23 protein-coding genes and 1 tRNA gene are annotated in these 24295 nt (G+C 68.1%); 11 read left to right on the top strand and 13 right to left on the bottom strand.

Features of this window, described 5'->3' with window-relative positions; all coding sequences use genetic code 11:
• Positions 1-7 precede the first annotated feature (7 nt).
• Positions 8-3001 (top strand): sensor histidine kinase, encoded by a 2994-nt coding sequence (locus ACSQ1W_RS16345; protein WP_436044709.1) that lies wholly within the window; start codon positions 8-10, stop codon positions 2999-3001.
• Positions 3002-3157: 156 nt separating this feature from the next.
• Here the strand turns inward: ACSQ1W_RS16345 and ACSQ1W_RS16340 are convergent.
• Positions 3158-3234 (bottom strand) — tRNA-Met (locus ACSQ1W_RS16340).
• Between the two features lie 116 nt (positions 3235-3350).
• On the opposite strand from ACSQ1W_RS16340, the gene ACSQ1W_RS16335 reads away from it, so the two are divergent.
• The 3 genes from ACSQ1W_RS16335 (at position 3351) to bfr (ending at position 4816) form a co-directional block, all read left to right on the top strand.
• Positions 3351-3947: an RNA pyrophosphohydrolase gene (locus ACSQ1W_RS16335; RefSeq protein ID WP_192273522.1), complete on the top strand. Its 597-nt coding sequence runs from the start codon at positions 3351-3353 to the stop codon at positions 3945-3947.
• Positions 3948-4014: 67 nt separating this feature from the next.
• The gene (locus ACSQ1W_RS16330) at positions 4015-4227 is read left to right on the top strand and encodes a (2Fe-2S)-binding protein (RefSeq protein WP_192273520.1); all 213 of its coding nucleotides are present in this window, start codon (positions 4015-4017) and stop codon (positions 4225-4227) included.
• Positions 4228-4345: 118 nt separating this feature from the next.
• Positions 4346-4816 carry a bacterioferritin gene (bfr, locus tag ACSQ1W_RS16325; protein ID WP_192273518.1) on the top strand — a complete coding sequence of 157 codons (471 nt, stop codon included), beginning with the start codon at positions 4346-4348 and terminating at the stop codon, positions 4814-4816.
• Here bfr and ACSQ1W_RS16320 read toward each other — a convergent pair.
• From ACSQ1W_RS16320 to ACSQ1W_RS16310, 3 genes are all read right to left on the bottom strand, one after another.
• On the bottom strand, positions 4789-7248 hold the full coding sequence (locus ACSQ1W_RS16320; protein WP_436046223.1) for an ATP-binding protein: 2460 nt from the start codon (positions 7246-7248) through the stop codon (positions 4789-4791). The genes bfr and ACSQ1W_RS16320 overlap by 28 nt on opposite strands.
• Positions 7249-7286: 38 nt before the next feature.
• On the bottom strand, positions 7287-9182 hold the full coding sequence (locus ACSQ1W_RS16315; protein ID WP_436044706.1) for an EAL domain-containing protein: 1896 nt from the start codon (positions 9180-9182) through the stop codon (positions 7287-7289).
• An 83-nt stretch (positions 9183-9265) separates the two neighbouring features.
• On the bottom strand, positions 9266-9886 hold the full coding sequence (locus tag ACSQ1W_RS16310) for a DUF4126 domain-containing protein (RefSeq protein ID WP_192273514.1): 621 nt from the start codon (positions 9884-9886) through the stop codon (positions 9266-9268).
• Between the two features lie 98 nt (positions 9887-9984).
• Here ACSQ1W_RS16310 and ACSQ1W_RS16305 point away from each other — a divergent pair, with 98 nt between their 5' ends.
• The 6 genes from ACSQ1W_RS16305 to ACSQ1W_RS16280 are packed head-to-tail and all read left to right on the top strand — an operon-like array spanning position 9985 to position 14244.
• Positions 9985-10719 carry a DUF6776 family protein gene (locus ACSQ1W_RS16305; protein WP_436044705.1) on the top strand — a complete coding sequence of 245 codons (735 nt, stop codon included), beginning with the start codon at positions 9985-9987 and terminating at the stop codon, positions 10717-10719.
• A 1-nt stretch (position 10720) separates the two neighbouring features.
• On the top strand, positions 10721-11152 hold the full coding sequence (locus ACSQ1W_RS16300; protein WP_192273510.1) for a bactofilin family protein: 432 nt from the start codon (positions 10721-10723) through the stop codon (positions 11150-11152).
• Positions 11153-11199: 47 nt separating this feature from the next.
• The gene (locus ACSQ1W_RS16295; RefSeq protein WP_436044704.1) at positions 11200-11928 is read left to right on the top strand and encodes a DUF6776 family protein; all 729 of its coding nucleotides are present in this window, start codon (positions 11200-11202) and stop codon (positions 11926-11928) included.
• A gap of 37 nt (positions 11929-11965) precedes the next feature.
• Positions 11966-12352, top strand: a complete 387-nt coding sequence (erpA, locus tag ACSQ1W_RS16290; protein WP_055939707.1) for an iron-sulfur cluster insertion protein ErpA — start codon at positions 11966-11968, stop codon at positions 12350-12352.
• 20 nt (positions 12353-12372) lie between these two features.
• Positions 12373-13320, top strand: a complete 948-nt coding sequence (nudC, locus tag ACSQ1W_RS16285) for an NAD(+) diphosphatase (protein WP_436044702.1) — start codon at positions 12373-12375, stop codon at positions 13318-13320.
• A gap of 39 nt (positions 13321-13359) precedes the next feature.
• On the top strand, positions 13360-14244 hold the full coding sequence (locus tag ACSQ1W_RS16280) for a hypothetical protein (protein ID WP_192273504.1): 885 nt from the start codon (positions 13360-13362) through the stop codon (positions 14242-14244).
• A 42-nt stretch (positions 14245-14286) separates the two neighbouring features.
• Here ACSQ1W_RS16280 and ACSQ1W_RS16275 read toward each other — a convergent pair whose 3' ends face one another.
• The 3 genes from ACSQ1W_RS16275 to ACSQ1W_RS16265 form a co-directional block, all read right to left on the bottom strand.
• Positions 14287-14697 (bottom strand): DUF2752 domain-containing protein, encoded by a 411-nt coding sequence (locus ACSQ1W_RS16275; protein WP_436046221.1) that lies wholly within the window; start codon positions 14695-14697, stop codon positions 14287-14289.
• On the bottom strand, positions 14697-15035 hold the full coding sequence (locus tag ACSQ1W_RS16270) for a CD225/dispanin family protein (RefSeq protein WP_192273502.1): 339 nt from the start codon (positions 15033-15035) through the stop codon (positions 14697-14699). The genes ACSQ1W_RS16275 and ACSQ1W_RS16270 overlap by 1 nt, the downstream gene beginning before the upstream one ends.
• Before the next feature lie 162 nt (positions 15036-15197).
• Positions 15198-17093, bottom strand: coding sequence for an MFS transporter (locus ACSQ1W_RS16265; protein ID WP_436044700.1), 1896 nt, complete (start codon positions 17091-17093; stop codon positions 15198-15200).
• 146 nt (positions 17094-17239) lie between these two features.
• Here ACSQ1W_RS16265 and ACSQ1W_RS16260 point away from each other — a divergent pair, with 146 nt between their 5' ends.
• Positions 17240-18346: an NADH:flavin oxidoreductase/NADH oxidase gene (locus ACSQ1W_RS16260; RefSeq protein ID WP_436044698.1), complete on the top strand. Its 1107-nt coding sequence runs from the start codon at positions 17240-17242 to the stop codon at positions 18344-18346.
• A 4-nt stretch (positions 18347-18350) separates the two neighbouring features.
• On the opposite strand, the gene purD is transcribed toward ACSQ1W_RS16260, so the two are convergent.
• The 6 genes from purD to prmA all read right to left on the bottom strand — a co-directional run bounded on the left by purD (position 18351) and on the right by prmA (position 24161).
• Positions 18351-19643 carry a phosphoribosylamine--glycine ligase gene (gene purD, locus ACSQ1W_RS16255; protein ID WP_436044696.1) on the bottom strand — a complete coding sequence of 431 codons (1293 nt, stop codon included), beginning with the start codon at positions 19641-19643 and terminating at the stop codon, positions 18351-18353.
• A 10-nt stretch (positions 19644-19653) separates the two neighbouring features.
• Positions 19654-20088: a hypothetical protein gene (locus ACSQ1W_RS16250; RefSeq protein WP_436044694.1), complete on the bottom strand. Its 435-nt coding sequence runs from the start codon at positions 20086-20088 to the stop codon at positions 19654-19656.
• Positions 20089-20137: 49 nt separating this feature from the next.
• Positions 20138-21724: a bifunctional phosphoribosylaminoimidazolecarboxamide formyltransferase/IMP cyclohydrolase gene (gene purH / locus ACSQ1W_RS16245; RefSeq protein WP_436044692.1), complete on the bottom strand. Its 1587-nt coding sequence runs from the start codon at positions 21722-21724 to the stop codon at positions 20138-20140.
• 62 nt (positions 21725-21786) lie between these two features.
• Positions 21787-22059: a DNA-binding transcriptional regulator Fis gene (gene fis, locus ACSQ1W_RS16240; RefSeq protein ID WP_192273490.1), complete on the bottom strand. Its 273-nt coding sequence runs from the start codon at positions 22057-22059 to the stop codon at positions 21787-21789.
• A gap of 121 nt (positions 22060-22180) precedes the next feature.
• Complete coding sequence (locus ACSQ1W_RS16235) at positions 22181-23194, bottom strand: DUF3426 domain-containing protein (protein WP_436044690.1); 1014 nt, start codon at positions 23192-23194, stop codon at positions 22181-22183.
• A gap of 52 nt (positions 23195-23246) precedes the next feature.
• Entirely contained in the window at positions 23247-24161 is a 915-nt protein-coding gene (gene prmA / locus ACSQ1W_RS16230) for a 50S ribosomal protein L11 methyltransferase (protein WP_436044688.1), read from the bottom strand.
• Between the last annotated feature and the right edge of the window lie 134 nt (positions 24162-24295).

Raw genomic sequence — 24295 nt, 5'->3', positions numbered from 1 at the left:
CGCCGGCGTGTGCCTGCTGCTGCTCTGCCATGTCGCGCAGGCGCTCGATCCGCAGCGCCGGATCGCCCAGTTCCACCACACCGCATGGACCGTCAAGGAAGGTGCGCCGGGGCAGATCACCGCGTTGGCCCAGACCACGGATGGCTACCTCTGGCTCGCCACGCAGGTGGGGCTGTTCCGCTTCGATGGGGTGCACTTCGAGCGTTACGCGCCGGTGGATGGCCAATCGTTCCCGGCTACCAGCATTTCCACCCTCCATGCCACCGCGGATGGCGGGTTGTGGATCGGTTTCCGGTACGGCGCGGTCAGTTTCCTGCGCGATGACCGCCTGACGCATTTCGGGGAGGCGCAGGGCCTGCCCACGAGCACGGTGTTCCGTTTCGCGCATGGTCCGGACGGCCGCCTGTGGGCGGCCACCTTCAGTGGGCTGGTGTACCTCCGCGACGGCCGCTGGCATCGCGTCGAGCCGGCATGGCGCGTGCCCGGCTCGCAGGCGCGCACCGTGTTCGCCGACCGGGACGGCACGCTGTGGCTGGCGACGGATACGGCGATCGCGCGTCTGCGGAAAGGCGAGCGCACCTTCGAGACGCTGGACCTGCCGACGGGTCGGATCAGCCAGATCGCACAGGCGCCCGATGGCGGCCTGTGGGTCGCCGAGAACGAGCGCGGCGTGCGCCAGCTGCCGATCGACGGTGCGGTATCCACGGACACGCTGACGGCACCATCGGCGAGCCTGCTGTTCGACCGCGACGGGACGTTGTGGGCCACCACCATGGGCGAGGGCGTTCGTCGCCTCGCCCATCCCCTGCGGCCGGTGCGTACGGGAACCGGCGGCGATGCATTCGAGCAGTTCCGGCAGGACGATGGCCTGAGTGCCGACTACCTGCTGCCGGTGCTGGAGGACCGCGAGGGCACGATCTGGGTGGGCAGCAGTCATGGGCTCGACCGCTTCCGCCACACCAACGTCATCCCGGCGCTGCTGCCCGACGGTGCCCAGGATTTCGCCATCGTGGCTGCATCCGACGGCAGCGTGCTGGCGGGCAGTCGCAATCGCCCGCTGATGGAGCTCGACGGCAGCCGGGTGGAATACCTCGATCTGCCGCCACCGTTGACGGCCGCGCAGCGCGATCGCGACGGTACCGTGTGGCTGGGAGGTCCCGGCGGGCTCTGGACATGGCGCGACCGGAGGCTCACGCCGGTCACGCCGCTGCCCGTGTCGGGATACTCGGGCGTGCAGGCCATCGCGCACGATGCGAAAGGCGTGCTGTGGGTGTCGTTGAACACGCCCGGCATCCATCGGTTGGCGGACGGCCGCTGGCAGCAGCTGCGCGGACGGAAGGGCCTGCCGGCGGGTTCGTCGCCGCTGGTGATGCTGGCGGCGCGCGACGGCGCGATGTGGCTGGGGTATGCGCGCAGCCAGATCGCGGTGATGCGCGGCGACGCCATACAGCCCATCGGACACGCCGACGGACTGTCCATCGGCAACGTCACCGCGTTGACGGAAGGACGGTCGGGCATCTGGATCGGCGGCGAGCGCGGGCTGGCGTACTACGCCGGCGGCAGGATGCGCACGCTCCCGTTGCCGGCCGAAAGTCCGTTCCGTGGCATCACCGGCATCATCGAGTCGCGAGCCGGCGACCTGTGGTTGAACGGAGCACAGGGCGTCCTCCATTTGGCGGCGGGGGACGTGGTGCGCCTGTTGGCGGGTGATGCGCCGGCGTACGAGCAGTTCGATTTCCTCGACGGCATGCCGGGCGTGCCGGCGCAGTTCCGGCCGATTCCCACCGCGGCGGAAGGACGCGACGGCCGGCTGTGGTTCGCGACGACCAGCGGCGTGGTCGCGATCGATCCCGCGCTGATTCGTCGGAACACGCTTCCACCGCCCGTGGAAATCCTCTCGCTCACGGCGGACGATCGGTTGCACCGCGCGCGCGGCGGTGCGGTGCGGCTGCCGCCGGGCACGCGCAATCTGCAGATCGCCTACACCGGACTCAGCCTGTCCATTCCGGAGCGCGTGCGCTTCCGGTACAGGCTCGACGGGCACGACGATGACTGGCAGGACGCGGGCACCCGGCGCACCGCCTTCTACAACGACCCCGGTCCCGGCACGTACACCTTCCGGGTGATCGCGGCCAACAACGACGGTGTGTGGAACGACACCGGCGCCTCGCTGTCCATCACTATCGCGCCGCGCTACTACCAGACGCCGTGGTTCCTGGTGCTCTGCGTCGTGCTGGGCGCATCGTTGCTGTGGATCGCCTACCTGCTGCGCCTGCGCCAGCTGTCCGCGCAGATCCGCGAGCGCCTGCAGGAGCGGCATCGCGAACGCGAGCGCATCGCGCGCGAGCTGCACGACACGCTGCTGCAGAGCGTGCAGGGGCTGATCCTGCGCTTCCATGCCGTGGCCGAATCGCTTGGCCGGGAAGCGCCTTCGCATGCCGCGATGGAGCGGGTGCTCCAGCGTGCAGACGACGTGATGGGAGAGGCGCGCAGCCGCGTGCTGGACCTGCGCCGGGCGCAGCCGTTGGGGCGCTTGCCGGACATGCTCGCGGAACTGGGGCAAGAGCTGGCGGCGGACTACCCGGTCGAGTTCCGGTTGACCGCGGAAGGGACCGTCCGTGATCTGGACGTACTGGTGTGCGACGAGATCTACCGCATAGCCCGCGAAGCCGTGCTCAACGCATTCCAGCATGCGCGCGCCGGACGCGTCGAGGTCGAACTGGTGTATGCGACGGAAGACCTGCAGGTACGCGTGCGGGATGATGGCGTCGGCGTGCCGAATGAAGTGCTGCAGGCAGGCGGGCGCCACGGGCATTGGGGCCTGTCGGGCATGCGTGAGCGCGCGGAGCGTGTCGGCGCGACATTCCATGTGCGCTCGGCCAGCGGCGAAGGCACCGAGATGGCGCTGCGCGTCCCTGGCGACATGGCCTATCGCGGCGAACCGCCCCCCGTGCGTTGGCGTCGGCTGCGCGGGCTGTTCAAGGGATTCTGGCGCGGCTGATGCGACACCTGCATGTCGGGCAGGGGTGTTCGGCTTCTTAAGACAGTGCTGTGGCGGGCCGGCGGCGGTTCCCGCTCCATCCCGACGGGGCAGGCCGTGCGGATACCGGGCAACAAAAAACCCCACGGAAATCATGGGGTTTTTGCGGTTCCGCGGTGGTGGCTATGGGTGGACTCGAACCACCGACCCCAGCATTATGAGTGCTGTGCTCTAACCGGCTGAGCTACATAGCCGCGGGAACCGCGTATTCTTCATTTCCACCCCATCCCTGTCAAGCTTGGGAAGCGTGCTTGTCGCCTGCGACAACGCGTGGCAGAGTCGGGGGCAGTAGATTTCAGGAGTCCGCATCGTGATCGATCCGGACGGCTACCGACCCAATGTCGGTATCGTGTTGATGCGGCCGGATGGCCGGGTGTTCTGGGCGCGGCGCGTGCGCCGGGATGGCTGGCAGTTCCCGCAAGGCGGCATGAACACGGACGAGACGCCGGTCGAGGCCATGTACCGCGAGTTGCGCGAAGAAACCGGCCTGTTGCCCGAACATGTGGAAGTGTTGGGTGTCACGCCCGGCTGGCTGCGCTATCGCCTGCCTCCTCGTGCAATCCGGCGCACCGAACGGCAGGTCTGCATCGGGCAGAAGCAGGTGTGGTTTCTGCTTCGCTTGATCGGCGACGAGGCGCACTTGCGCCTGGATCTGACCGAGAGCCCGGAATTCGACCATTGGCGCTGGGTGGACTTCTGGTACCCGCTGGAGCACGTGGTGATCTTCAAGCGCCGCGTTTACGCCAGCGCGCTGGGGCATCTGGCTGCGTTTGCCCGGAGCGTCGCCGGACCACAGGCGATCCCGGCCCAGCTGCCCGATCCCAGGGCGCCTGAGGCGCCCCGTCGCCGCAACCGCGACCGGCCGGCCCGTAAACGAGGCGGAGCCGGCGAGCCCGTTAAGAATTGACAATCATTCTCATTCGAGGTGGAATGGTCGCGGGCCGTTCCGTGCCCGTCGCGCCGCCGCTACCACCGTGTACGTCTGCATCTGCAATGGCATAACCGACCACCAGATCCGCGAGGCTGCCGCCGCCGGGTGCTCCACTGTGGCCGAATTGACCATGCGGACCGGTGCCGGCGCCAATTGCGGCAGCTGCCTCGACATGGCGATGGATGTGCTCCAGTCCGCCCAGCCTGCCGCCCGCGAGCCGCTGTTCCCCATCCTCGCGCTGTCGCACGCTGCCTGACAGGGTGCATGCCGCCCGTCGGCGGCGTTGCGTGCTCCCCCAATGAACACGATTCGCGTTCCGTCACCGTACGTGCGCACGGGCTAACCTCTGCCGTTCCCGCCCACGGAGCATGGCCATGAAAGGCGACGCCAAGGTCATCGAGTACCTCAACAAGGCGCTCTACAACGAGCTGACCGCGATCAACCAGTACTTCCTGCACGCCAAGATGCTCAAGAACTGGGGTTTCAAGGAGCTGGCCGAGCACGAGTACAAGGAATCCATCGACGAAATGAAGCATGCCGACAAGCTGTCGGAGCGCATCCTGTTCCTCGATGGTCTGCCGAACTTCCAGGCCTTGGGCAAGCTGCGCATCGGCGAGACGCCGCGCGAAATCCTCGAATGCGACCTGACGCTGGAGCAGGAAGCGCTGCCGGTGCTCCGCGATGCGATCGCGTACTGCGAATCGGTGGCCGACTACGTCAGCCGGCAATTGTTCGCCACCATCCTCGATTCCGAGGAAGAACATATCGACTGGCTGGAAACGCAGCTGTCGGTGATCGACCGGATCGGCGAACCGAATTACCTGTTGACCAAGCTCGAGGACTGAGCTGCCGCAGTCTGCTGCGGCGGGAGCAGCGGCCGACCCAACTGCTGTGCGGCGTAGCCCTGCAGGGCCATGCGCGCACGCGCGTACTCCGCAATGACCAGGGCGACGGCCACGGCCGGGCGCTCCAGCTTGCGCGCGCGGGCGCCCAGTTCCACGCGCTTGGCGGCGGCGGACAACGCCATGGCACCGACATTCGCACTGGAAGACTTGAGTGTGTGAGCCGCGTCGCGCATGGCGTCCAGATCGGGAACGGCGGCAGCCTTTTCCAGCGTGCCGATCAGGCGTGGCGCATCTTCGAGGAAGATGGTGATGATGCGCGTGGTCTCGTCGCCCGCGATCTCGCGCAGTTCCTCCAGCATCGTCTGATCGAGCACCGGGAAGCTCGGCGCGGGCGCACGGGCCGTGGCCACGGCAGGCGAGGGCGGTGCGGGTTCCTCAGGAGGGACGAGTGCGGCGTTGCGTAGCACGAAGTTCATGCGGTCGGGCAGCCAGCGGTGCAGGCAGCTTTCCAGCTGTTCGCGCGACACTGGCTTGGCCAGGTAGTCGTCCATGCCGGCATCCAGGCAACGTTGGCGGTCTCCCGCCATGGCGTTGGCGGTCATCGCCACGATCGGCAAGCGGCCGCCGTCGGCGCGCTGCACTTCCAGTTCGCGCCAGCGCCGCGTGGCGGCGTAGCCATCCAGCACGGGCATCTGGCAGTCCATCAGGATCAGGTCGAAATGCTCGAGCTGCATGCGCTTCAGCGCGATGTCGCCGTTTGCGGCGGTCTCGCAGCGGAAGCCGAGCGCGGACAGCAGCTTCTGCGCCACCAGCAGATTGACAGGGTTGTCCTCCACCAGCAGCAGGCGCGGCTCGGTACGCATCGCGCTGACCACGGCAGGCTCCGGCTCCGTGGCTGGCGTCTCCTCCGTCTGCGCGATAGGGGGCGCTGGCGTGTCGGGGCCCACGTCGCTCGATGCGGGGGCTGCTTCGTCGCCGGCGAGGGTCAGGGCGACCGTGGATTCGGGAAAGATCTCTTCCATCGTGTCGACCGCGGTCGCTTCCTGCTCCGGCGCTGCGCCGGTCAGCGCGGCGCGCAGGTCCGCGTCGGGTGACTGTCGCGACAGCAGCGTACTGCGCGGATGCAGTTCCGCCGGTACCGTGTCGTCGCCATAGAGCCACACCAGGCGCAAGGGATCCGGCGCGGGGCGTCGCGTGATCGCCCGATGCAGTGCCAGCGCCGTACTGCGGATACCACTGATGTCGGCCAGTACGGCGAGATAGTCCTGCTGTCCCTGTTCGCCGACCAGGCGCAGGCGGTCCAGTGCTTCCTGTGTGGTCTCGACGGCGACCGGGTGCATGCCCCAGTTGGTGGCGAGCAGCGTGAGGCGCTGGCGCAGGCGGGCGTCGGGGGAGACGACCAGCACCCGGCCGTGGTCGAGCGCGCCATTGTCGCGCTGGCGCAGGTCACCGATGACCTTCATCAGCGGCACTTCGAACCAGAACGTGGACCCGCGGCCCACCTCCGACACGACGTCGATGCGCCCGCCCATCAGGTCGACGATGCGCCGGCAGATGGCCAACCCCAGTCCGGTGCCGCCGTACAGCCGCGTCGTGGATGCGTCGGCCTGGCTGAAGGAATGGAACAGTCGGTGACGCGCATCCTCTTCGATGCCGATGCCGGTATCGCGGACTTCGAACCTCAGCAGATGCTGGGCAGCGGTTTCGCCCAGCCGGCGCACCACCAGCGTTATCGAGCCGCGCTCGGTGAACTTGATCGCGTTGCCGACCAGATTCGTTAGCACCTGCCGCAGGCGGACCGGATCGCCGCGCACCGGCAGCCGGACCGCGGGGTCGAGCTGCAGGCTCAGGCGCAGGCCCTTGTTCTCCGCCGGGCGATACATCAGCTGCAGCACGCTGTCGAGCAGCTCGCGCAGGTTGAAGCCGGTGATCTCGAGGTCGAGCTTGTTGGCTTCGAGCTTGGAGTAGTCGAGGATGTCGTCGACGATCCGCAGCAATTGATGGGATGACGCGGTCGCCGTCGTCAGCATCTCGCGCTGGTCGGGCGCCAGCGGCGCACGCGACAGCATTTCCAGCATCGGCACGATGCCGTTGAGCGGGGTGCGGATCTCATGGCTCATGGTGGCGAGGAACTCGCCCTTGGCCATCGCGGCGGATTCGGCGGCCTGCTTCGCACGCACCAGTTCCTGCTCCAGGCGATCGTGCCGTTGCAGGTCGCGCTGCAAACCGTCGCGTTCGGATTCGGCCATCGCCGCGCGGGCCTGCACGCCGGTGTGGCGACGCGCTTCGCTGCGCGCGTGCCAGGCGGAGGCCAAAGCGGCCAGCAGGGTGGCGCCTCCGCCGGCGGTCGCCACCGGCAACCACGGCCCGGTCGTCCCCGCCCAGTGCAGACCCAGCGACACGACCGGGACGGCGGCACACGCCATCGTCACCCAGGGCATCACCGGCGTCCGTCCGGCGCTGGGCATCGTTACAGCACCGCGTTGTGGAAGTCGAAGCCGAGCTCGCTGCCGACGGCCTGCACCAGGTTGCCCTGGATGAAGTCGACGCCGCCCATCCACATGGCGGCCGCGGCCTGCGGATCTTCGATCTGCTGGCCGATCACCTGCAGCCCTTGGCGATGGGCGCTGTCGATGATGCCGCGCAACTGGTCGCGCAATACCGGATCGGCGTGCGCGGTGGCGTACTTGCTGGACACACGCACGAAGCCCAGCGGCAGCTGCGTCAGCAGGGCATCGGCTTCCGTGCCGGGCTCGAACTGGCTCAGGCAGAACTGCACTCCGGCCGGCATCAGCTGCTGGCAGAACTGCCGCAGCGTGACCGTGTGGATCAGCGCGTCGGCAAGGCGCAGGTCGATGACCAGCGATGTCCCTTCGATGCCGCGCGCGCGCAGCGCATCCAGCAGCCATTGCGCATGCGATTCGCGCGCCAGCGACCGGGGAGATTGCGAAACGAACAGCCGCAGCGATGGGCCCGCAGCCTGCCGCTCAGCGAGCACGTACAGAGCGTGCTCCAGCACCCAGTGGTCGATCTGCGCGATGCCGCCGGCCAGTTCCGCGGCCGGAATGACCTGCGAGGCCGGCAGCAGCGAGCCGTCGGGCTGGCGCATCCGCAGCAACACCTGGTACTGCGCCTGGTCGCTGCCGGCCACGGCGACGATCGGCTGGTAGGCCAGCTCGAACTGGCCATCCTCCAGCGAGATGCGCGGCGCATCGTCGTCGACTTCCGCCGGAACGTACTCGGCCAGGCTGTCGGCCTTCAGGCGGGCCTGCAGCACGGCGCGTTCGATGGCCTCCAGCGCGCTGCCGGCGTCGGCGAAGCCGAGCGACAGGGCGGTGTAGCCGACCGAGCCGCGCAGCTTGAGGACTTCGTTGGGACGGGTCTGGAAGTCATGGCTGGCCAGTCCGTCCCGCAACTGCTGCGCGAGCGCGGCGAGTGTCGTCTCGTCGACGCTGTCGGCCAGCATCAGGAAGCTGTTGTCGTTCAGGCGCGCCACCGGATGCGGTGAGGCCGCGGCGGCGAGCTGCCGGCCTGCCTGGTTCATGAGGTGCTCGAACACCGCGTAGCCGTAGCGCTCCCGCAGACTCAGCGCGCTGTTGACCTCGACGAAGAACACGCCGCCACGCGACTGGCGCTGCAGCGACTCGGCCAGCTGCTGGAGCACGAAAGTGCGCGTCGGCAGTCCGGTGTCGGTGTTGACCGATGGGCGCGGTGCCTGCAGGGCCTGGTTGCGCTGGCGCGCGCGCTGGATGCGGTTGGAGACCGCGGCGATCAGGTGGCGCGGGCGGATCGGCTTGTTGAGGAAGTCGTCGGCGCCGCTCTCCAGCACCTCGAACTGCCGCTCCGGGTCCGGATCGCCGGTCAGGAACACGATCGGCAGGTGCAGGTACTCGGGCTGCTGCCGCAGCAGCATGGTCAGCGACATGCCGTCCTTGCCCGGCATGTGCAGGTCCATCAGGACTAGGTCGGGACGGAAGCGGCGCATCGTGTCGAGCAGACCATCGGACTGCATCTGCACTTCCGCCTGCATGCCGGCGCCGTGCAGCACGCTCTGGGCGAACAGGGCCTGGCCGCGGTCGTCCTCGACGATCAGGACGCGGTAGGGAGACTCCGGATCGACCGGTTCCGGCGGCGCGACCGTCGTGGCGGTGGCGGGCGGCTCGGTCATCGGGGCGAGTGGGGGCGATGGCGTGGGGGTCTGTGGGGTCATTTCGACGGGCTCTCCGGCTCCGGGGGCATCCGCCGCGTCCTCGGGGGCAGCATCGTCCACCCAGCGGCGCCAATGGTGGGCCGGTGGTGTTTCGGCGCGCAGGCGCGAGCGTGAGGGCTCATCCTGCGGGCGGGATGTGGGATCGATGGCGGACATCAGGCTTCCCCAAGCTGAGCCCCATTATGCGATGAAGTTCACGGCCGAGGCGGGACTCATGATCCCCGATGCGCCGGCCCCTGTCACGGGCCGGAGGTAGGGGGTGGCGCATCCGCGAACGGTGCGGCCTGCAGCAACCGCTTCAGGCCACGCGACACCTTGCGCCACACCCACCACACCGCGACCGCGATCAGCACCGATGCGCCAATCACCAGGAACAACGCAATCCAGGGGTGCGCAAAGGCCAATGCCAGGCCGCCTACCACCACGGCATCCTCGGTGACCGAGGCGGCCCAGTTGCTCACGGGCTCGGGCGACGTGTTCATCAGGGCGCGGGAACCGCTCTTCAGCACATGGCTGGTCAGTGCGACACCCGCGCCGGCGGCCAACACGCCGCCACTCAATTGTCCGTCTGGCGAGAGGGTGGCCGCTGCCAGGAAGGCGCCGGCCGGCACGCGTGCCAGTGTCTGCAGCAGGTCCCAGCCGGAGTCCACGCCCGGAATCTTGTCGGCGAAGAACTCGGTCAGCGCCAGTGCGCCGGAGGTGCCCAGTACCCACCAGGATTCGGTGGCCTGCAAGGCGGGCGGCAGGTCGAGCCAGCCCAGCGCGCCCGCCAGGCCCACGCCGAAGACCGTGAGGTAGACGCGGATCCCTGCCATCCATGCCAACAGGATCCCAATTACGAAAAGATGCGCTTCGGACATCCCGGCCACTCCCGTTAGACTCAAGGGCTCGCGCCACTGCGGCGAGTATAGGGGTCCCGTCTGGCTGCCGGCTGAGCGCCGCCTGCCGCTTGTCCGTCATGTCTGCGCCTGCTCCTTCCCGCTTCCGCATCGTGCCGCGTGACGCGGCCGTACGTCGCCGCGGCACCTCGCTGCTGTTCGCGCTGGTCTGGACCGTTGGTGTGGGCGCGGCATGGTGGGCGGCCAGTCATACGGCTGCCCCCCGGCTGGCGAAGGCCGATGCGGCGCGTGCGAACGCCGAGCGCGAGGTCAAGGCGTTGCAGTCCGAACTGAGCGGCCTGCGCCAGCGCGAATCCACGCTCTCGCGGTCGGACCAGATCAGTCGTGCAGCCAATGCCGAAGTCCAGGAGGCTTTGGCCGAGCGCGACGAGGAAATTGCGGCATTGCGGGCCGATATCGCGTTCTTCGAGCGGCTGGTGGGATCGACCAGCCAGCGCAAGGGACTGACGGTCCATGTCGCCGAATTCGTGCCCGAAGCCGGTGGCACCTGGCGTTACCAGATCATGCTGACGCAGACGGTGAACCGGGGCGCCATCAGCCAGGGCCAGATGCGCTTCACCGTCGAAGGTGTGCGCGCGGGCAAGCTGGCCGCGGTGCAATGGGATGAACTGCACCAGCAGCGCAGCGCGCCGGCGCAGGCGTACTCCTTCCGATATTTCCAGCAGCTGGACGGCAACGTGATGCTGCCGCCCGACTTCACCCCGCAGCGCGTCAAGGTGTCGCTGCACGGCGAGGACGCCGCGGTGGAGCAGGCCCTCGACTGGAAGACCGCAACTGCCGCAGGAGGCAAGTGAGATGTTCAAGACCAAGCCCATCCGCCCCGACGTGGGTGCCATCGACACCCTGATCGGCCCGCAGGTCACCATCCGGGGCGATGTCGTCTTCAGCGGCGGCCTGTACGTGGAAGGCCATATCCAGGGCAAGGTGATTGCCGAAGCCGGTGAGCGCGCCGTGCTGACGGTGGCCGAGCAGGGCAGCATCGAAGGCGAGGTGCAGGCGCCGGTGGTGGTGATCAACGGACGCATGGTCGGCGATGTGCATGCCATCGAGCGCATCGAACTGGCGACGAAGGCGCGTGTGCAGGGCAACGTGCATTACAAGGTCGTCGAGATGAGTGCGGGCGCGCAGCTGACCGGTCGCCTGGTGCATGCGGACGCCGTTCCGGCCGGTAACGGCGCGCATGACGGCGCAGCTTTGCCGGACGCCTGGGCGACCGCCGACGCCTGACCCGGCCATTCAGAGCCCGCTGGGAACGGCCGCGCTATCCTGCGGCCATGAACGCTAGGCCCCTCCCGCCGACCGTGCCGCCGCCCCGCTTCAGGAAGGGGCCGGTCACTGCCATCGTCGCCTCGGTCGCGGTGCTCGCCATCGGCGGTTGGCTGCTGTGGCGCTCCCTGGCGGGCAATGCGGGCGACGGTCCGACCCCTGCGCAACTGCGCGATCAGCAACAACGTATCGAAACGTTGGAACAGCAAGTCGCCACGCTGTCGCGCTCCGACCAGATCAGTCGCGACGCCAACCGCGACCTGCAAGCGACCCTCTCCGAGCGCGACGAGGAAATTGCCGGCCTGCGTGCCGATGTCGCCTTCTACGAGCGCTTCGTCGGTGCTACCGCACAGCGCCGCGGCCTGTCCGTGCATGAGCTGACCCTGCAGCCGCAGGACGAGCAGGCGTGGCACTTCACCGCCACGCTTACCCAGAACCTCAACCGGGGTGCGGTGAATGCCGGCCGCCTGCTGGTGTCGGTGGAAGGCACCGAGGCCGGCAAGCTGCGCCGCCTGGGGTGGGCCGACCTGCGGCAGCAGCCGAATGCGCCCGGGGTGCCTTATTCGTTCAAGTATTTCCAGCAGGTCGAAGGCGATCTGCTGTTGCCGCCGGGCTTCAAGCCGGTCCGGGTGATCGCCCGCGTCGTGCCGCAGAGTGGTGCCGCCGTGGAACAGTCCTTCCCGTGGACGCAGGCGGCCGCGAAGGAAGGCGCGGGTGCCGGTGCCGGCACGCCTTGACCTTGAACTACCCTCCACCAGCCCTCATCCTTCCCGGATGACCACCGTTGTTTCCCTGCCCACTGCGGCGGCCGCGCCCGACTACCAGTCGATCGACCGCCCGTTGAACTTCACGCCGGCCGCGGCGGCGAAGGTGCGCGAGCTGATCCAGGAAGAAGGCAGCGACGCGCTGGCCCTGCGCGTCTATATCCAGGGCGGGGGCTGTTCGGGATTCCAGTACGGCTTCGAGTTCGACGAGAACCGTGCCGACGACGACGTCGCGGTCGACACCGATGGCGTGTCGCTGCTGGTCGATCCGCTGAGCCTGCAGTATCTGATGGGGGCGGAAGTCGACTACAGCGAAAGCCTGCAAGGCGCGCAGTTCGTCATCCGCAATCCCAACGCCAAGACCACCTGCGGCTGCGGCAGCAGTTTCAGCATGTGAATCCCGGCCTGCCGCGTTCCGTGACAGGTCACGTTCCTCTTACTGGTCCTCTTTCCGGCTTCGCCTTCGCGGGCGATACGCTGGATCGTGCCGATGCGCTGCGCGACGACGCGGAGGCGCTGGCGCGCCTGTGGCCGCGCGCGCGCGTCATGGTCCTCGACGAAGAAGGGCGTGCGCTCACGCAGGCGGATGGCGTGTTGTCGACGTTCGAAGGCGCCGCACTCGGGGGTGGTCCGGGTGCCAGTCTTTTCCTGGGGCTTCGCGACGGCGTGGCCTGGTTCGCTGCGCATGCCCGCCATCATGCCGTGCAGGCGCCCGCGTGGCTCGATCTGCGGCGTGCCGCGGCGGCGTGGCCCTCGTTCGAGTCGGGCGTGTTCGCGATGGCGCGCGCACTGTTGCACTGGCAGTTGTCCACCCGCTTCTGCAGTGCCTGCGGGGGCGACATCACGTTCCGCCGTGCGGGCTACACCGCGCATTGCACGCAGTGCGGCAAGGACCACTATCCGCGAGTGGATCCCGCCGTGATCGTCGCCGTCAGCGATGGCGAGCGCCTGTTGCTGGGACGCCAGGCATCGTGGCCGCCACGACGTTACTCGGTCGTCGCCGGGTTCGTCGAACCTGGCGAAACGCTGGAGCAGACCGTCGTACGCGAAGTACTGGAAGAGACACAGGTCCGCGTGCGCGGCTGCCGCTATCTGGGCGCGCAGCCGTGGCCGTTCCCGGGTGCGCTGATGCTGGGCTTCTGCGCGGATGCCGAGCCGGATGTTCCGCAGGTCGATGGCGAACTGGAGGACGCCCGCTGGTTCACCTTCGCCGAGATCGATGAGGCGCTCGCGCGGGAGGGCGACGATGACGGCGAACGCCTGCTGCTTTCGCCCTCGATCTCGATCGCGCGCGCATTGATCGAGCACTGGCATGCCGGCATGCGCGCGCGCGGCACGGCCGGGTCGGCGGAGACCGGGCTTTAACGCGCGTCCGCGCTAGAATCCGGTACCCGGAGGAGCCGCATGTCGATCACGCTCGTTGCCGTCGTGCTTGCGCTGGTGCTCGGCCATGTCGCGCCTTCGCTGGTTGCGTCGTTCCGCCAGTACGGCTGGTACGACGCCTGGATGCACTGGTTGGGCGAATCGGCGCGCGATGGCGGTTTCTGGAAGGAGCGCTACGGCATCGCATTGGCACTGGTGCCGGTACTGCTGGTCGTGGCGCTGCTGCAATGGTCGCTCGACGGTCCGGTGTACGGCCTGGTGGGCCTGCTGTTCGACATCGCGGTACTGGTCTATGCCTGGGGGCCACGGGACCTCGATGTGGATGTCGAAGCCGTCATCGATGCGCACGATGCGACGACGCGTCGTGCCGCCATCGTGCGGCTCGGACTCACCGGTGAAACCGCGGCGCTGGACGGTCCTGCCCTGGTCGAGGCGGTCTTCACCCATGCCTTGCGTCGCTGGTTCGGTGTGCTGTTCTGGTTCCTGCTGTTGGGGCCTGTCGGCGCGATCCTCTATCGGCTGGTTGCACACAGCGCCTCGGCGACGGATCTGCCGGAGCGCAACCGCGCGGGCGCATGCGCGTTGAGAACCGCCCTGGAATGGCCGGTTGCGCAACTGATGACGCTGGCGATGGCGCTGGTCGGCAACTTCGACACGGTGTTCTCCACCTGGCGCAATGCGGGCGGCGCGCGTTTCCAGCTGGATACGGGATTCCTGGCCCAGGCGGCGCGCGCCAGCGTGCGTTTCGAACTGGCGGAGGAGGCCGAGGAATACGCCGAAGAAGGCATGGTGCAGGCGATGCGGGAGCTGCCCGAGCTTCGCGATGCGATGAGCCTGGTCTGGCGCATCCTGCTGCTGTGGCTCGCCGTGCTGGCGCTGTTCGTGATCGGGGGATGGGTCAGTTGATCCGGCACCGGCGAAAGGCCGGCGCCGTCGTAGCGCCAGGGATCAGGGCGGCGCCAGCAGCGTGAAGGGGAACCACGGCAGGTTCCGCGCGATCCAGTAGGCCGGCAGCAGGACCAGCCAGAACTTCGGCGCCAGCAGTACGCGCATGAGGGGTTCCAGCATGCGCGGCTGCCAGCCTTGGCTGTGGGCGATCAACATCGGGATCACGGGCAGCAACAGCACACCCAGGGGATTCATCGCGAACGCACGCGGCAGGTCGCCATGGACGAGTGCGTGCAGTGCGCGGGTCAGGCCGCATCCCACACAGAAATAGCCGGTCAGGGCGCGGAACATGCAGCCGGGGAACGGGCTGTTCGCCGCATTCGGATCGAATTCGAGGAGCAGCCAGACGCCAGCGGCGGCCACCAGGGCCGCCGCCGTCAGTGCAACGTAGTGCAGTGGGCGTAACGCGATCACTGCGCCTGCTGGATCTGCTCCATCATCGTCATGTACTGCTCCATGCCGCCAGAGGCGAGGACATAGATGTTGAGCAGCAGACCGATGATGGCGAACGCAGTGGCCACCCAGCACCAGGTCTTGGCGTTGGCGGAGGAGCGCCGCGCGCCCTCCAGGTCGCCCTGGTTGAGCTTGGTGTTCACCTGCGCCGAGAACACGATCGCGACGATGCCGATCAGGCCGATCGGGCAGCACAGGCAGGTCGCCAGCACCGTGGACACGATGGCCCAGGCGAGATGGTTGGGGACGCTGCCGGGTGCGGCGGATGACGGAGGCATGGGAGGTACGGCGCTCATGCAGGCTTTCCTTGTACAGGGATGGAGGGGCGTGCGAGTCGGCGTGCATGCCGCTCAGGCCGCCCAATAGTGCCAGACCTGTGCGAAAAATGAACCACGGCGAGAACGTTCGCCGCATGCCCGCGCGCGCCTACTCGGCTGCGCTTGCCGCGCACGGTCATGTCACGCGGCATCGCCTCGCAGTGACCGAACACGGGCTTCCAGCTGATCCGCATCCACGGTGGCACCGTCCATCGGCTCGCCTGCCACGACCTCGATGTGGGCGCGGAAGCGTCGTGGTACCCGCATGCGGCCGAGGCGCGTGTCGCGGCGGCTCCACATGCTGGCCCACATGCCTTTCAATGCCATCGGCACGACCGGAACGGGGCGTCGTTCCAGGATCTTCTCGACGCCAGACTTGAAGGCCGCGATCTCGCCGTCCTTCGTCAACGCGCCTTCCGGGAAGATGCCGACGATCTCGCCCGCCGCCAGCGCCGCATCGATCTCTTCGAACGCGCGCCGCATCAGCTCCGGATCCTCTTTGGCGCCGGCGATGGGGATCGCCTTGGCGGTGCGGAAGATCCAGCTCATCACCGGAATCTGGAAGATCCTGTAGTACATGACGAAGCGCACGGGCCGCGGAATCGTTGCCGACAGGATCAGCGCGTCCATGTAGCTGACGTGGTTGCAGACGATCAGCGCCGGACCTTCGTCGGGCACGTGTTTCTCCACGCCGTGCAGGCGCAGCCGGTACAGCGCGCGTACCAGCAGCCAGCTGAGGAAGCGCATCAGGAACTCGGGCACGATCGTGAAGATCCAGATCGCCACCACGGCATTGGCGATGGCCAGCGCGAGGAAGATCTGCGGCCCGCTCCATCCGAGCGCATGCAGCGCCAGGCCGACCAGCGCGGCCAGCACGATGAAGCCGGAGTTCTGGATGTTGAGCGCGGCGAACACGCGCGCCATCTGCGAGTTGAGGGTACGGCTCTGGATGAGCGCGAACAGTGGCACCACGAAGATGCCGGCGAACATGCCGATACCGACCAGGTCGATCATGATGCGCACGCTGCCGGCCTGGCGGACGAACTCGCCCACGCCCAGTCCGGTGGCCGGCGCGACGCCGGGCCTGGCGAAGTACAGGTCCAGCAGGAACGCCGTCATGCCGAACGCGCCGACGGGCACAAGACCGATCTCGACGGTCCGCCCGGAGAGCTTTTCGCACAGCAGGGATCCGATGCCCGTGCCGATGGAGAACAGCGCCAGCGCGAAGACGTACAGCGTCGACGAGCCCTCCGCCGCGCCAAGGTGCAGCTTGGCGTAGGCGGGCAGTTGCGAGGTCAGCAGCGTGCCGAAGAACCAGAACCACGACACCCCAAGGATCGCGTTGCGCACGGCCAGCTGCTGCTTGGCCATGCGCAGCACGGCGATCGATTCCGGGATCGGGTTCCAGCGGATCACCAGGTCCGGTGCGCCGGCATCCATGCGCGGGATCAGCCGCGACATGACGTTGCCCAGCACTGCGAGCAGTACGATGGCGACGGCCGCCGCCTGCGGCCCGTGCGCGCCGGCCACCTGGAAGATCATGCCGCCGGCGATCATGCCGCACAGGATCGAGATCGACGTGCCCATCTCGACCAGGCCGTTGCCGCCGGTCAGCTCCTCCGGCTTGAGGATCGACGGCAGTACCGAATACTTCACCGGCCCGAACAGTGTGGACTGCACGCCGGTGCAGAACAGTGCCACCAGCAGGAGCGGCATGTTCTGCAGCAGGAAGCCGACCGCGGCCAGCGACATGATCACGATCTCCATCGTCGTGGTGATCACGATCAGCCGGTGCTTCTCCAGCTTCTCGGCGAACTGGCCGGCGATGGCGGAAAACAGGAAGTAGGGCAGGATGAAGATCGCCGGCGCCAGCGTGGCGTACAGCGAAAGCTGGTCGTCGCTGGCGCCGAGGAAGAACAGCAGCGCGATGATCGCCTGCCGGTAGACGTTGTCGTTGAAGGCGCCCAGCGCCTGGACGGTGAAGTACGGCAGGAACCGCCGTTGTGTCAGCAGCGAAAACTGGCTGTGGCTGGACATGCGCCCTCCGTGGGTTGCGCGCAGCCTAGCAAATCGCGATGGCACTGCCAGCGGGTGCGCCCGACAGTGTTCCGCCTGCGGCATTGATGGGTGGCCGGGGCAGGGGGATAGTGGCGCTCCCCACGTCGTACGGTTCCTGCTCCTTCATGAGTCGCCTGTTCTCGCCCCTCGCGCTGGGGCCGTTGTCGTTGTCCAACCGCATCGTCATCGCACCGATGTGCCAGTACTCCGCCGAAGCAGGTCGTGCGACCGACTGGCACGCGTTCCATTGGCCCAACCTCGCGCAATCCGGCGCCGGCCTGGCAATCATCGAAGCGACTGCGGTGACGCCAAGTGGGCGCATCAGCTGGGCGGATCTCGGCCTGTGGGACGACACCACCGAGGCTGCCTTCGCCAAGGCGCTGGCGGCGACGCGCCGTTACTCCTCCATGCCGATCGGTGTGCAACTGGCGCACGCCGGACGCAAGGCCTCCACGCACCGCCCCTGGGACGGCCACGGCGCCCAGGTCGAACCGGACGCGCCGCGCGGCTGGCAGACCGTGTCCGCATCCGCGCTGCCCTACGGCGAGGGCCAGCACCCGCCGCTGGCGCTGGACCAGGCAGACATTGATTCGATCGTCGCGGCGTTCGCCGACAGTGCCCGCCGCGCCGTGCGACTCGGGCTGGACCTGATCGAGATCCATGCCGCGCATGGCTATCTGCTGCACCAGTTCCTGTCGCCGCTCAGCAACCGGCGTGACGATGCGTACGGCGGGTCGCTGGAGAACCGCATGCGGCTGGTGCTGCAGGTGTTCGATGCGGTCAAGGCCGTGACGCCGGACTCGATGGCGGTCGGTATCCGCATCTCGGCGACCGATTGGGTCGAGGGCGGCTGGGATCTGGCGCAGAGCATTGCGCTGGCGAAGGCGCTCGATGCGCGCGGCTGCCATTTCATCGACGTGTCGAGCGGCGGTCTGCATCCTGCACAGAAGATCGCGCTGGGTCCGGGCTACCAGGTGCCGTTTGCGGAGGCGATCAAGCGCGAGGTGGCGATGCCGGTGATCGCTGTCGGCCTGATCACCGAGGCCCGGCAGGCCGAAGACATCCTGCTCCAGGAGCAGGCCGATGCCATCGCCATCGCGCGCGGCATCCTGTATGACCCGCGCTGGCCCTGGCATGCCGCGGCGGCACTGGGTGCGCAGATCGGAATCGCGCCGCAGTACCTGCGCAGCGCGCCGCGCGAACACGCGGCGAGCTTCAGGCCGGCGTCGTAGTCGATCAGGTGTCCGCGCGCTCGCGCGAGATCGCGCGCCAACCGATGTCGGTGCGGTGGAACTCGTTCGCCCAACGCACCTTGTCCACGCCGGCATAGGCGTGCCGTTGCGCATCGGAGACTGATTCGCCCAGCGCGGCCACGCACAGTACGCGCCCGCCTGCGCTGACCACGCGGCCCTCCGCGTCCAGCGTGGTGCCGGCATGGAACACCTTCGCTGTCGCAGGTACTTCGTCCAGACCGGCAATGGCGTCGCCGGTGACCGGCGTTTCCGGATACGGCTTCGCCGCCATCACCACGCCGAGGGATGGGCGTGGATCCCACTGCGCCTCGGTGCTGGCGAGCCGGCCGTCGATGGCCGCCTCGACCAGGTCCACCAGGTCGGATTGGAGACGCAGCATCACCGGCTGCGTTTCCGGGTCGCCGAAACGCACGTTGAACTCGATGACCTTCGGTGCGCCGTCGGCATCGATCATCAGGCCGGCGTAGAGGAAGCCGGTGAACGGCACGCCATCGGCGATCATGCCCTGCACGGTCGGATCGACGACCTCGCGCATGACGCGCGCATGCACGTCGGGCGTCACCACCGGTGCGGGCGAATAGGCGCCCATCCCGCCGGTGTTGGGGCCGGTATCGCCGTCGCCGACGCGCTTGTGGTCCTGGCTGGTCGCCATCGGCAGTGCGGTGGTGCCGTCGACCATCGAGATGAAGCTGGCTTCCTCGCCTTCGAGGAATTCTTCGATCACCACGCGCGCACCGGCATCGCCGAACGCATTGCCCGACAGCATGTCGCGTACGGCGTCTTCCGCTTCCTGCAGGGTCATCGCCACGATCACGCCCTTGCCGGCCGCCAGGCCGTCGGCCTTGACCACGATCGGTGCGCCCTTCTCGCGGATGTACGCAAGCGCGGCATCCACCTCGGTGTGCACGGCGTAGAACGCCGTGGGAATGCCATGCCGCGCGAGGAAGTCCTTCGCGAACGCCTTGCTGCCTTCCAACTGCGCAGCGGCGGCGGTAGGCCCGAAGATGCGCTGGCCGGCCAGGCGGAAACGATCCACCACGCCGGCCACGAGCGGCACCTCGGGACCGACCACGGTCAGGCCGATGCCTTCGGATTGCACCAGTGCCAGCAGGCCTTCGATGTCGGTGACCTTGATGGCGATGTTGCGGCATTTCGCTTCCGTCGCGGTGCCGGCATTACCCGGCGCCACGATCACCTCATCGACGCGCGGCGACTGCGCCAGCTTCCATGCGAGGGCGTGCTCGCGACCGCCGGAACCGATGACCAGGACTTTCAAGGGGCTTTCCTCATGGCTGGGCCGGCGGCTCGGCCGGAGGGGTCGAACACTTGCGTGCGGGGAGTTCGATTTCGAAGAACAGGACGTCGTTGCGGTCGACGAAGCGGCGCACCAGGATGGCATCGCTGTCGACCAGCTGCGCGATCTCCGGCAGCGCGCACAGGTCGTACAGCGCACGCTGTTCGCTCTGCTTCAGCGCATCGAAGCCCGTGGCCTCGCGCGTCCTGGCGGCGTCGCCGGCTGGGCTGCGGATGCTCAGCACCAGGCGGTTGCCGTCGACATCCACGGCTTCCGTCACCAGGTCCTCGAAATACGGGGCCGGCAACGTGGCCGCGATCTCGGTCCTGGCATGCTGCAGCCGTGCCTGGGTATCGACACAGCCACCCAGCATCATCAGGGCGGTCGCCACGGCCAGCGTGAGCGAGAGCGTGCGGAGGATCTTCATGACGGCCCATGCTCCGTGGAGTGTGATGAGACAGGATGGCCGCAGGCCATCAGTGGCGGAAGTGCCGTACTCCGGTGAACACCATCGCGATGCCGTGTTCGTCCGCGGCCGCGATGACTTCGTTGTCGCGCATCGAGCCGCCCGGCTGGATCACCGCCTTGATGCCGGCGGCCGCGGCGGCGTCGATGCCATCGCGGAACGGGAAGAACGCGTCGCTGGCCATCACCGATCCCTCGACCACCAGATTGGCATCGGCGGCCTTGATGCCGGCGATGCGCGCCGAGTACACGCGGCTCATCTGGCCGGCCCCGACGCCAATCGTGCGGTGATCCTTCGCATAGACGATGGCGTTGGATTTCACGAACTTCGCGACCTTCCAGGCGAACAGCAGATCGGTGAACTGCGCCTCGGTCGGTGCGAGCTTCGTGACCACCTTCAGCTCGTCGCGGGTGACCACGCGGTCGTCGGCGGTCTGCATCAGCAGGCCCGAGCCGATGCGCTTGGTATCGATGAATCCGCGCGATGCGGGTGCCAGCGGAATGCGCAGCACGCGCACGTTGGCCTTCTTCGTCGCGTAATCCAGCGCGCCCGGCTCGTAGTCCGGTGCGATCAGCACTTCGACGAACTGGCGATCCAGGATGACCTTCGCCGTGGCCGCGTCCAGCGTGCGGTTGAACGCGATGATGCCGCCGAACGCGCTGGTCGGATCGGTGGCGTACGCCAGCTCGTAGGCATCGCCGCAGGCCACGCCGACGGCCACGCCGCAGGGATTGGCGTGCTTGACGATCACGCAGGCCGGCGCGTCGAACTGGCGCACGCATTCCCACGCCGCGTCGCTGTCGGCGATGTTGTTGTAGCTGAGTTCCTTGCCCTGAAGCTGCTCGAACGTCGCCAGCGAACCCGGAGCGGGGTACAGGTCACGGTAGAACGCTGCCTGCTGGTGCGGGTTCTCGCCATAGCGCAGGTCCATGACCTTGACGAAGCTGCCGTTCGCCTGCGCGGCGAACGCGCTGCGCACCGGCACGTCGGAGGACGTGTCGGTGACGGCGGACAGGTAGTTGCTGATCGCGGCGTCGTATTGCGCCACGCGGTTGAACGCGGCGACCGACAGCGCGAAGCGTGTCTTCGCCGACAGTGCGCCGTCGTTCGATGCCAGCTCGGCCACCAGTCCGGCGTACTGCGATGGATCGGTCGCGACCGCGACGCGGGCGAAGTTCTTCGCCGCCGAGCGCAGCATCGCCGGGCCGCCGATATCGATGTTCTCCACGGCGTCGGCCAGCGTGCAGTCGGCTTTCGCCGTCACGGCCTCGAACGGATACAGGTTGAGTACCAGCAGGTCGATCGCGCCGATGCCGTGCTCGGCCATCACCGCGTCGTCGGTGCCGGCGCGGCCCAGCAGGCCGCCGTGCACCGTCGGGTGCAGCGTCTTGACGCGTCCGTCCATCATTTCCGGAAAGCCGGTGACGTCGGCGACGTCGCGCACGGCCAGGCCTGCGTCACGCAGTGTCTTCGCGGTGCCGCCGGTGGACAGCAGCTCGACATCGCGGGCGGCGAGTGCACGGGCAAGCTCGAGCAGGCCGGTCTTGTCTGAAACGGACAGCAGCGCCCGGCGCACGGGCTGGAAATCGACGGTCATGGGGGATGCGTGGCGAAGCGGGGCGCGAATTATAGCGCGGCGCAGCAACGCAGCCGCCGGCCTCAGGCCAGCCCGTAATCCTTGAGCTTCTTGCGCAGCGTGGCGCGATGGATACCGAGCAGGGCCGCCGCGCGGCTCTGGTTGCCTTCGCAATGGTTCAGCACTTCCACGAACAGCGGAATTTCCATCTCGCGCAGGACGATCTCGTAGACATCGTCGGCGTCGCTTCCGTCCAGGTCGCGCAGGTAACGCCGCACCGACTGTGCGACGTGCTCGCGCAGCGGCGGGCGCGACGCGGTGCGTGGCGTGTCCGGGCGTGTCGTGGCAGCGTTCAATCGGATCCCCTGGGTGCTACGGCGTCAGAAGCCCGCCTTGTGCTTGTGGGTATCCGGCGGGGGGACGAGTCTAGCGCCTGATCGTGGCGTGCGCATCCGCTTTTTGACGAATCCGCGGGGCTTAACGAAAGTCGAAGGAAAACGCGACGACGCTGGCGCTCGGTTCGCGGATGCGGACGGCCATCTGTGCGCTCTGCCCGGGTTCGATGGTGGCGAGCAACTGGTCGTCAGGCAGGTAGTCGACCGGTTCCAGCGCCCGCGCGCCCAGGGTTCGGCCGTCGGCATCCTTCAGTGTCAGGAGGATCACCGGCCAGGCCTGCGGCCAGCGGGCTTCATTGCGGAACGTGGCCTGCGCTTGCAGAGTGCCGGGCGCATCGAGCAGCGGGCGCACGTCGCGACTGAGCATGGTGAAGGCGCCGGGCTCGCGCCATGTCGGCACCTCGCAACCGAAGGTGCCGCACAAGGCCGTCACGAGGGGGCGCCAGCCCGCCTGTGTCGCAAGCCGTGCACGATCCGCGATAACGATCTGGATGCACAGCAACAAGGACATCGCCACCACGGCCGCCCACTGCAGGCGCGTACGGCGCGTGTGCACCGGTGTGGTGCGCGCACGTCGCAGGAAGCGGGGCCCGGGCGCTTTGCGCGCACGAGGCGGCGCCGCGAGTAGCGCGTCGACGGGGGGCGCTGATACATCGGTAAGGGAGGGCCCTTCGATCGCTGTCGTGGCGTCGTGTGCGGTCGTGCCGGAAGGTCCGTCGACAACGTCTTTGGCATCGCCATCGGTATCGCCATCGCCATCGCCATCGGTATCCGTATCCGTATCCGTATCGGTATCGGTATCGGCGTGCGTCGCGACGTCGCCGGCCTGTGCGACAGGCAGCAGCGTGTCCGCGGGTGCGGGGGATGACGTTTCCGTCGCCCCGTCGGCGATGGGCGGCACATGCATCGGATCCGTTTCGGCGACGGCCGGCAGGGGATGCAGCAGAGTGGCCAGGCTGGGAGCAGGCACCGGTGCGTCGCTGACGGTCGCCAGCGGCTTGCCGCAGCGTGGACAGTCCGCAGGCGATGCATCCGAGTGCGGATCGCGGGCGACCAGGAACTGGCAATGCGGGCAGGCAGTGAACATGGCGGTCATTCAACCATGCTCGCCTGCGGGCGTGTTGTGACCGCGCGCGACGGGCGCGATGTCAGCGCCGAACGCCATCGATGCGCATCCAGTCGCCGTCCTGCGTGGCCGAGAGGTGGTCGAACCACGTCGCGTAGCGCGCAAGCAGATCGTCTTCCTGTCCCTTGAGGATGCCGGACAGCGCGATGCGGCCGCCCGGCGCCACGCGCGCCGCGAGGGTTTCGGCAAGCGCAGCCAGCGCGGAAGCGAGGATGTTCGCCACCACCACCGGATACGTCGCCACGGGTTCGTCATCGGGCAGGTGGACGCTGAAGTGCGCATCGACCTCGTTGCGTTGTGCGTTGTCCGCACTGGCCACCAGGGCCTGGGGATCGTTGTCGACACCGATGGCCTGGGCGGCGCCCAGCTTCAGTGCAGCCAGTGCGAGGATGCCCGACCCGCAACCGAAGTCGAGCACACGCTGTCCCCCGAGCAGGCCCTCGCCCGAGAGCGCGTCGAGCCAGCGCAGGCACAGGGCGGTGGTGGGGTGCGTGCCCGAACCGAACGCCAGTCCGGGGTCGAGCCGCACGACCGCCGCATCCTGCCCGGCCTCGTCGGGCACCTCATGGTTCCACGGCACGATGAACGTGCGGGCGCCGAACCGCATGGGCTTGAACTGGTCCAGCCAAGCGCGTTCCCAGTCCTCGTCCTCGACCTTGCGGAAGCCGACCTGGGTCCAGTCCAGGCCGGGGTCGAAGGCCTCCAGCGCCGCCAGCAGGGTCAGCGCATCGGCATCCGCATCGAACAGTGCGGTCAGCACCAGCGCTTTCCACAGCGGCGTCTCACCGACACCGGGCTCCAGGATGGCGTGCTCGTTGCCCGTGTCGGCATCGGCATCGAGCAGGGTGACCGACAGTGCGCCCACGTCGTCCAGTGCGTTCTCGTAGCGCGGCTGCTCGGCTTCGGTGCAGCGCAGGGAGAGTTCCAGGTAAGGCATGACGGGCCGACGAAGATGAACGGGCAGGGATTGTCTCACGCGTCCCGAGGACGGGGATCGCAACCGGGCGACGAAAGGACGTGGCGGCGGCGTGAGCGCGCAGTGCTTCCGTTGAAAGGTGCCGGATGCGCCGG

Source organism: Pseudoxanthomonas sp. LjRoot143, assembly GCF_964252945.1.
Lineage (GTDB): Bacteria > Pseudomonadota > Gammaproteobacteria > Xanthomonadales > Xanthomonadaceae > Pseudoxanthomonas_A.
The sequence above is the reverse complement of the archived record's forward strand: the minus strand, read 5'-3'. Positions and strand labels throughout refer to the sequence as shown.